The sequence below is a fragment of the Bordetella petrii genome, assembly GCF_020991325.1.
GTDB classification, from domain to species: Bacteria; Pseudomonadota; Gammaproteobacteria; order Burkholderiales; family Burkholderiaceae_B; genus Bordetella_A; species Bordetella_A petrii_E.
This window is the reverse complement of sequence record NZ_JAJMLX010000210.1, coordinates 1-8280: the sequence shown is the minus strand read 5'-3', so window position 1 is coordinate 8280 and position 8280 is coordinate 1. Positions and strand designations below refer to the sequence as shown.

Sequence of the window (8280 nt, the reverse complement as noted above, 5' to 3'; positions counted from 1 at the left end):
AGGTACTGGGCCTGAGTAGCCGTTAGAACACTCGATGGAAGGCCCTGCTCGGCTCACCGGTCAGAACGCTGAGTGTCGGAGCAGGAACGATGGCAACTACGACTGCTGAAGGAGGCGGACAATTTCAACGCCGCGGGGTACAGACCAACCCGTGCGGCGCGGCGTCGGGCTGCGCGGGCGTGGCGGGGGGGGATTTTTTCTTGAAGAAACGGAACATGGACGGAAGTATATTCCGATACCCGCGCCTGGGCCGCCCGCCCCCTCGCCCGGCTACTATTCGGGCAGGAGGTCCGTTTTCTTGAAGAAACCCAGCACCGGCAGCAAGCCTATCCGCATCGTCGCCGGCCAGTACCGGCGCACCCCCATCGCCGTGCCCGACGTGCCGGGCCTGCGCCCCACGCCCGACCGCGTGCGCGAAACCCTGTTCAACTGGCTAAGCCACTTATGGGCGGGCGAATACGCCGGCAAGCGCGTGCTGGACCTGTTCGCCGGCAGCGGCGCGCTGGGCTTCGAGGCCGCATCGCGCGGCGCCACCCAGGTGCAGATGGTGGAACACGACCGCGCCGCCATCGCCGCGCTGCGCATCCTGCGCGACAAGCTGGACGCCCGGGCGGTGCGCATTCATGCCGGCGAAGCCATGCAGGTTGTCCAGCGCATGGACGCTTCGCGTTTTGATCTGATTTTGCTCGACCCGCCTTTTGGCCAAGGCTGGCTGGCCCGCCTGTGGCCGCTATTGCCGGGTATTCTGGACGAGCACGGCCTGGTGTACGCTGAGTCCGAAGCGCCCCTGGAACCTCCCGCCGGCTTCGAGCTGCTGCGCCAGGACCGCGCCGGTGCCGTGCACTACGGTTTGCTCCAATTTGCTGCAATGCGGAAATAAGTCAATAATCCGTAATTCGGAGGAAGGTTACGCCAGTTACAAAGAAACGGAGCCCGCATGATTACCGCCGTCTATCCCGGTACGTTCGACCCGCTAACCCGCGGCCATGAAGATCTGGTGCGCCGCGCCGCCGCCTTGTTCGACAAAGTGGTGGTGGGCATTGCGCATAGCCGCAACAAGAAGCCCTTCTTCAGCATCGAAGAACGCGTCGATATCGCCCGCGAGGTACTGGGCCACTACCCCAACGTCGAAGTCAAAAGCTTCGCCGGCCTGCTGAAGGATTTCGTGCGCGAGCAGAATGGGCGTGTCATCGTGCGGGGCCTGCGCGCCGTGTCCGACTTCGAATACGAGTTCCAGATGGCCGGCATGAACCGCCACCTGCTGCCCGAAGTGGAAACCATGTTCATGACCCCTTCGGACCAATACCAATTCATTTCGGGCACCATCGTGCGCGAAATCGCCCAGCTGGGCGGCGATGTCAGCAAGTTCGTGTTCCCCTCGGTAGAACGCTGGCTGCAGGCCAAGGCCAAGGAACACCGCGAGCAGTCCTGGCCGGCCTCCAGCTGATACCCGGACGGCGGCGCTACAATGGTGCCCAATCGCCGTCCCGCTTTCCGCCATGGCTCTGAAGATCACCGAAGAATGCATCAATTGCGACGTCTGTGAGCCGCAATGCCCCAACGAGGCCATCTCGATGGGGCCCGACTACTACGTCATCGACCCCGACCGCTGCACCGAATGCGTGGGCCATCACGACGAACCCCAGTGCAAGGTGGTATGTCCGGTCGAATGCATCGAACTGCACCCCCAGTGGCATGAAGGCCAGGAAGCCCTCATGGCCAAGTACCGCCGCCTGACGGGCAATCCGTGAATCCCCCCGACGCCAGTCTTGCCGCGCCGGCGCGGCAGCCCGCGGCGCGCGACATGTCCGTCTCTGCCGTGGTGGCGGGGCTGGTGGCTGTACTGGTCAGCTTCGGCGGCACGGCCGTGCTCATGGTGCAGGCGGGCCACGCCGCCGGCCTGGACGCCGCTCATATCGGATCCTGGCTGGGTTCCATCTGCCTGGTGCTGGGCCTGGGAGGCCTGGTCATCAGCCTGCGCAGCCGCATCCCCGTGGTGCTGGCCTGGTCCACGCCTGGCGCCGCCCTGCTGGTTACCGCGCTGGTGGGGGTACCTTTCGACCAGGCCGTGGGCGCCTTCGTGCTGGCCTCGCTGCTGACGCTGGCCTGCGGCCTGTTCGGCTGGATCGACCCCATCATGCGCCGCGTGCCGCCCGAAATCGCCAGCGCCATGCTGGCCGGCGTATTGCTGGATTTCGGGCTGGGCATTTTCACGCGCATCGGCGAACAACCCGTGCTGGTGCTGGCCATGTGCGCGGTATATCTGGTGGGCAGCCGCTGGGCGCCCCGCTATGCCGTGCTGGCCGTCATGGTGGCGGGCCTGGGCATCGCGGGCCTGGCGGGCCAGCTACGGCTGGACACCGTCGATTGGCAACTGACCGAATTCGTCTGGACCACCCCGGTGTTTACCTGGCAGGCCATCATCAGCGTGGGCATACCGATTTTCGTGGTGGCGCTGGCTTCCCAGAACTTGCCGGGCCTGGCCATTCTGCAGGCCGCCGGCTACCGCCCCGCCGCATCGCGCCTGGTGGCGGCCACGGGCCTGCTGGGGCTGCTGGCCGCGCCCTTCGGGGCGCACAGCGTGACGCTGGGCGCCATCACCGCGGCCATCTGCACCGGGCCGGAGGCCCACCCCGATCCGGCACGGCGCTATATCGCCGCGGCCACCTATGGGCTGGCTTATGTGCTGCTGGCCGTGGTGGCGGGGGCGGTCGCGGTGTTTTTCCAGGCGCTGCCGCCGGCGCTGATAGCCGCCCTGGCGGGCCTGGCCTTGCTGGGCGCGATCATGGGCGGGCTGGCGGGCGCCATGGCCCAGCCACGGCATCGCCAGGCCGCATTGGTCACCTTGCTGGCCACGGCGTCAGGCTTCAGCGCCTGGGGCATCGGGTCGGCCTTCTGGGGCCTGGCCGCGGGCCTGGCGGCCCACGCCGTACTGGAATTCAAGCGGGGCTGAAAGCCCCACCCCCGCAGCGCTGCGCGTTTCGTGCCGGCGTATCTATGGGACAGCACACTAGCTCCATCCGTTTCGTCCAGGTCAAGCGGGCCAGCGCACGGCTTCCATGTCGGGATGCACTTTCAGCAGCCGGCAGGGTAGCTGCACGAAATTCGACAGCCAGGCGGCCGCCAGGTCGCCTTCGTCGACCACATCGACGGTTTGCTCGCCTATCAGGATCTGGTAGCGCACGCTGTCGTCGTCTTCGATGACGTCCAGTGGGATATCCATGCGCAGCATGCCGGGAGCCTTGATGACCAGGTAGCCCAGGCGCAGTTCGGTGGATACCTCGGCCAGCCGCGGGCAAAGCGCGCGGGTCAGCCAGGTGCCGGCATCATTGGCCACCAGCCAGCGCCGGTGATAAGCCTGTGCCTGCTGCTGGGACGTTTCGCCGCATTCGGCCACAGGCTGGAAAGCGATCGCGCTCATTTGCCCAGTATTCCTTTCAGTGCTTTGTCGAGTTGCTCGGGGACCTTAACGTCGCCGGTCTTGCCGCTGGCGGCGTCTTTGAGTTTCTTTTCGAGCATGCGCTTGAGCGCGTCGCCGGCCACGGCGCGCCATTGAACCGTGTAAGTGGGCTTGTCGAACGGGCCGCCCACCAGCACCGGAATGGTGATGCCCTTGAGTTCTTCAAGGTCTTTGCCGTCCTGGCCGGTGGATGTATTGACCACGCGCACCTTGGCCACGAAGTTCAGCGCCTTCTGCACGAAATCGATGGTGGCCGGATCGCCCTGCGACACACGCAGCAAGGGCGACTGCATGTCCAGCCGCTTGGCTGTGGCCACGCCCTTGGCAAACACCAGGTCGGCTTCGAACGAGGTGAAGTCTGTCTGGCGCGCCTGGTCGGCCGGCAGGGTGGGATCCTGGGCTTCGCCGGTAAAGGCGGCCTTCAGCTCGCGCAGGGTCTGGGCGATGTTGATGCCCCGCACCGCACCATCGCGCAGGCGCAGCTGCATGCTGCCATTCAGGCCGGTGGTCAGGGCATACGAATTGGAGCCCGCGGTTTTCAGGTCGAGCGCCAGGCTGCCGGTACCCGTGATGGCGCTTTGCTTGACCAGGTCGGACAGCAGCGGGCCGATGGAAATGCCGGCCAGCGTCATCTTGGTGGCTACCTGGTTGCCGTCGGCAGCGTTGATGGACATGGTGCCGCCCAGCTTGCCGTCGTACAGCGCTGCCGCCAGCGTGGAGATGTCGAGCTTGCCCTTCTCCAGCTTGATCTTGGCGCTGAGTTCGCTGGCCTTCAGGCCGCGCACCACCAGTTGCCCGACTTTGATCGTGCCGTTGGCTGTGGGCCCCACCAGGGCCGAGAGATCGATGGCGCTTTCGACGGGGGGGTTGGCGGCAGGCTGTTCGGCCGCCGGCTTGTCGGCCTGGTCTTTCTTGCCATCGCCGGCGGGCGGCTTGGGCGGGATGACGGGCACGGGGGGCGCCAGCTTGTCCAGGTCCAGGGTGTCCACCGCCAGGGCGAAGGTGATATCCGGCACATCGGACAATTTCTTTACGTCGGCCGTCAGGTCGAACTTGCCGCCTTCCAGCACCGCGTTGATCTTGGCGCCGGCCTGGTCTTTTTGCAGGTTGGCATTCATGCTGCCGATGACCGGGATTTGCAGGCTGCCCTTGGGCAACCCCGGGTCGGTGATGCTGACGTCGCCCTTCATGGCCGACAGGCCGATGGCCCGCTGCCACAGATTGAACGTGGCAGGCGAGGTGAACATGGCCTTGACCACGCGTTCGCCCTGCGTCAGGGTGCTGTCCAGCTTGATTTCTTTGATGTCCAGCTCGCCGGCGTTGCCGCTGATGCCGTTCAAGCCGAAGCTGGCATCCAGCCCTTGCAGGCGGATGCGCCCCGTCAGGGCTTGGCCGGTAGCCGACGATGGCGAAATATTCAGCCCCGGCGCGTCGGCCGCCAGTTCGAAGGGGCCGCCCGGTAGCGTGCCCTTGGCGCGCACGGCCAGTTTTTCCAGCTGCAGCTGCAGCTTGTGCGGATCCAGCGCCAGTTTCGGCACCGCCACGCTGGCCTCGACATTCTGCATGGGCGTGGCCGGGTCCGGCACATTGCCCTGGAACAGCAGTTCCAGGCTGCTGACATCCAGCGACGAGGTGCGGCCATTGAAAGCCAGGTTGCCGCGCGCGGCCAATGTCTTGGCTTCGGCGCCCAGCACGTTGCCGTCCATGCGCACGTCCAGGCGCTGCGCCGCGAAACGCTGGGCCAGCGGATCCAGCGTCAGCAGGCCCTGGCCGGTAAGGTTGGCGTCTACCCGCGGATTACCGCCTTCCACGCGCGCCGACAGGGTGACGTCGAAGGGTTGGTTGTACGTGACGCGGCCGGTATTGGCCGTAAGGCCGGTTACCGCCACCGCCATGCCGGAGATTTCGTCCTGCAGCTGCAGTTCGCCGGATTGCAGGTCGAGTCCGGCGATGTCGATCTGCATGGTGGCCGGCGCCGACGCGCCCCCCGTGGCAATGGCCTGGGCCGCGCCCGCCATGGCCCCGACCGCGGCGCTGGCCGGGCCGGCGGGCTTCACGGCGTTGGACATGCCGCCGCCCATCAGGTCTTCGAAATTAAGATGGCCGTTTTTGTCGCGCACGATGCGCGCCTTGAAGCCGTTGATGGCGACGTGGTCGACCACCAGGTTGCTGGACAGCAAGGGCCACACGGCCACCGCCAGGCGCATGCTTTCGATGGAAGCGAAGGCGTCGGTGCTATTCACTTCGGACAGCGACACGTTCTGCACGGAAAGCCCGATGCGCGGGAACAGGGACAGTTCGATCTCGCCATCGATCACCAGGGTGCGCTGGTAGCGTTCCTGGACGAGCTCTTCGAGTTTGTACTTGTAGGCGTTGGGATCGAACGTGAGCAAAAAGATGGCCAGGCCGACAACAGCCACGACAACCAATACCACCAGGCCTATCAATATGCGCTTGAACCACGTTTTCATTGGCGCCCCGCGGGTACCTCGTATGGAAAATATAGGAATTACCGTTCGCCTTCCGGTAAGGTATGGGGACGATCGGCGCCGCTCGCGAGTCGGCGACGTGGCAATATGGTAACAAACCGGGGGCAAAAGGCCTGTTCACATATGGACATTCTTTGGGGTTTCTTGCTTCGTACCGGATTCGTATAACTGCCTGATTGTGTTCCGGGATTCTGTTCTGGGCCCGTCCCGGGGCGTCCGCGGCAGGCGGAGCGGCGCACGTGCGTCGGGCTCGGGCGCATCCAGGCGCCCTCGGTCTGCTTCGCAGACTGCCCCGCCGCCCAACGCGCCGCCCCGCCTGCCACGGACGCCCCGGGACTACATCAGAGTGAATTCGCAGCCGCGCGCACTTCGGTGTCTGGCACCCTGGCGGGAGCCAGACACCCGTGAACATCTGCAAACGCTCGCCACAACGGCTTAAGGTAGTGCCAGAGATGCCTGACACCGCTGAGATTCCGCCAGCCTTGGCGTTCCTGGCATGGGGCCGGGCGAGTTGACCGGCGGGGCAGCCTGCGCAGCAGGCCGAGGGTGCCTGGATGCACCCGAGCCCGACGGGCTTCGCCCGGCCCCATGCCAGGAACGCCAAGGCGACTCAAGAACTCAAAAAACTAAAGACCCAAAGAAAACCCAATCCACCGACCGCCAAAAAATCAGACCACCCCTCACCCCGCACCGATACCCTTGCCCCCATGGACACCCTCAAGACCTTCCCCCGGCAGAAGCTCCCCGCCCTGCTCCAGGCCCTGCCCAAGGCCGAACTGCATGTACACATCGAAGGCACCCTGGAACCGGAACTGATCTTCACGCTGGCCCAGCGCAACAACGTAGCCCTGCCGTATCCCGACGTCGAGGCACTGCGCGCGGCCTATGCCTTCACCGACCTGCAAAGCTTCCTGGACATCTATTACGCGGGCGCGGGCGTGTTATTGCATGAACAGGACTTCTTCGACATGGCCATGGCGTACTTCCACCGCGCCGCGGCCGATGGCATCGTGCATGCCGAATTGTTCTTCGACCCGCAAACCCACACAGCACGCGGCGTGCCCATGGCAACGGTCATCCTCGGCCTGGCGCGGGCCTGTGACACCGCGCGCGCCGAACTGGGCGTCAGCAGCGCATTGATCCTGTGCTTCCTTCGGCACCTGAGCGAGGCCGAGGCATTCCAGACACTGGAAAACGCCCTGCCCTACCGCCAGCATTTCATCGGCATCGGCCTGGACAGCGGCGAACGCGGCAATCCGCCGGAAAAATTCGCGCGCGTATTCGCCCGCTGCCGCGAACTGGGATTGCGCATCGTGGCCCATGCCGGCGAAGAAGGCCCGGCCCAGTACATCAGCGATGCCCTGGACCTGCTGGGCGCCGAGCGCATCGACCACGGCGTGCGCTGCGTGGAAGACCCGCAATTGGTGCAGCGACTGGCGCGCGACCGCATCCCGCTGACGGTATGCCCGCTGTCCAACGTGAAACTGCGCGTGTTCGACACCATGGCTGCTCACAACCTGGCCGTCTTGCTGGACGCTGGCCTGTGCGTCACCATCAATTCCGACGATCCGGCGTACTTCGGCGGCTACCTGAACCAGAACCTGCTGGAAGCCTTCCAGGCGCTGCCGCAGCTGGACGCGCGCCATGCCGTGCAACTGGCCCGCAACAGCATCGACGCCAGCTTTACCTCCGATGCCGACAAGGCGCGCTGGCACAACCAGCTGGCGCGCGCCGTCGAACAGACCTGGCTCGATTAACCCCCGGGCCGCGTATGCCGCGCCGTTCCTGGCACAATGGCCCCAGCGCGGCGGCGTTCCACGCCGCTTGTTGAAACCGCCTCGTCGGAGACCGAGTCTTGCCCAAAGAACAACAAGGCCTGCAGATCATCCAGCACCTTGGCCAGACATACCGTGTCATGCAGGCTGCATTCAGCAGCCGGGTAGGCCACGCCCTGCCACGATGGCGCATTCTGCTGACCCTGCACGAATGCGGCCAGTGCTCGCAGAAACTGCTGGCCGAACGCTGCCGCCTGGACCCGGCATCGCTGACCCGCCTGCTGCAAGCCATGCAGCAACAGGGCTGGATCACGCGCAGCGCCGACCCGAACGACAACCGCGTCACCAACGCTACCCTGACCGCGGCCGGCCAGGCCGTGGTGAACGAAGCGCTGCCGCGCCGCGCGGCATTTTTCGAAGAGTCGCTGCAAGGCCTGTCCAACGAGGAAATCCAGGCATTGACCCATGCCCTGGATGTGCTGGAACGCAATTTCGCGCAGGCCGCCGTGCCGCGCGCCGAATCCGGCGGCTGATGCGCGGCGCGCGCGCCTTCCGG

The 8280-nt window shown here is 65.5% G+C and carries 8 protein-coding genes; 6 read left to right on the top strand and 2 right to left on the bottom strand.

Annotated elements, in window-relative coordinates; genetic code table 11:
* Positions 1 to 298 precede the first annotated feature (298 nt).
* From rsmD to LPZ50_RS18175, 4 genes are read left to right on the top strand one after another with little or no spacing between them, the layout of a single operon-like run.
* Positions 299 to 880, top strand: a complete 582-nt coding sequence (rsmD, locus tag LPZ50_RS18190) for a 16S rRNA (guanine(966)-N(2))-methyltransferase RsmD (RefSeq protein ID WP_230663332.1) — start codon at positions 299 to 301, stop codon at positions 878 to 880.
* 57 nt (positions 881 to 937) lie between these two features.
* Entirely contained in the window at positions 938 to 1447 is a 510-nt protein-coding gene (coaD, locus tag LPZ50_RS18185) for a pantetheine-phosphate adenylyltransferase (protein WP_230663330.1), read from the top strand.
* Between the two features lie 52 nt (positions 1448 to 1499).
* On the top strand, positions 1500 to 1751 hold the full coding sequence (locus tag LPZ50_RS18180; RefSeq protein ID WP_230663328.1) for a YfhL family 4Fe-4S dicluster ferredoxin: 252 nt from the start codon (positions 1500 to 1502) through the stop codon (positions 1749 to 1751).
* 53 nt (positions 1752 to 1804) lie between these two features.
* Entirely contained in the window at positions 1805 to 2953 is a 1149-nt protein-coding gene (locus tag LPZ50_RS18175) for a benzoate/H(+) symporter BenE family transporter (RefSeq protein WP_230663326.1), read from the top strand.
* 81 nt (positions 2954 to 3034) lie between these two features.
* Here LPZ50_RS18175 and LPZ50_RS18170 read toward each other — a convergent pair whose 3' ends face one another.
* Together LPZ50_RS18170 and LPZ50_RS18165 are read right to left on the bottom strand one after the other, a co-directional pair.
* Complete coding sequence (locus LPZ50_RS18170) at positions 3035 to 3421, bottom strand: MOSC N-terminal beta barrel domain-containing protein (RefSeq protein ID WP_230663324.1); 387 nt, start codon at positions 3419 to 3421, stop codon at positions 3035 to 3037.
* Entirely contained in the window at positions 3418 to 5931 is a 2514-nt protein-coding gene (locus tag LPZ50_RS18165; RefSeq protein WP_230663322.1) for an AsmA family protein, read from the bottom strand. The genes LPZ50_RS18170 and LPZ50_RS18165 overlap by 4 nt, the downstream gene beginning before the upstream one ends.
* A gap of 725 nt (positions 5932 to 6656) precedes the next feature.
* Here LPZ50_RS18165 and LPZ50_RS18160 point away from each other — a divergent pair.
* Positions 6657 to 7706, top strand: coding sequence for an adenosine deaminase (locus LPZ50_RS18160; RefSeq protein WP_230663321.1), 1050 nt, complete (start codon positions 6657 to 6659; stop codon positions 7704 to 7706).
* Positions 7707 to 7804: 98 nt separating this feature from the next.
* On the top strand, positions 7805 to 8257 hold the full coding sequence (locus tag LPZ50_RS18155; RefSeq protein ID WP_230663319.1) for a MarR family winged helix-turn-helix transcriptional regulator: 453 nt from the start codon (positions 7805 to 7807) through the stop codon (positions 8255 to 8257).
* Positions 8258 to 8280: the final 23 nt, after the last annotated feature.

Coding starts and splice junctions, on each gene's coding strand:
- LPZ50_RS18175 (WP_230663326.1), top strand. CDS start 1,805: ATGTCCGTCTCTGCCGTGGTGGCGGGGCTGGTGGCTGTACTGGTCAGC.
- LPZ50_RS18170 (WP_230663324.1), bottom strand. CDS start 3,421: ATGAGCGCGATCGCTTTCCAGCCTGTGGCCGAATGCGGCGAAACGTCC.
- LPZ50_RS18165 (WP_230663322.1), bottom strand. CDS start 5,931: ATGAAAACGTGGTTCAAGCGCATATTGATAGGCCTGGTGGTATTGGTT.
- LPZ50_RS18180 (WP_230663328.1), top strand. CDS start 1,500: ATGGCTCTGAAGATCACCGAAGAATGCATCAATTGCGACGTCTGTGAG.
- coaD (WP_230663330.1), top strand. CDS start 938: ATGATTACCGCCGTCTATCCCGGTACGTTCGACCCGCTAACCCGCGGC.
- LPZ50_RS18160 (WP_230663321.1), top strand. CDS start 6,657: ATGGACACCCTCAAGACCTTCCCCCGGCAGAAGCTCCCCGCCCTGCTC.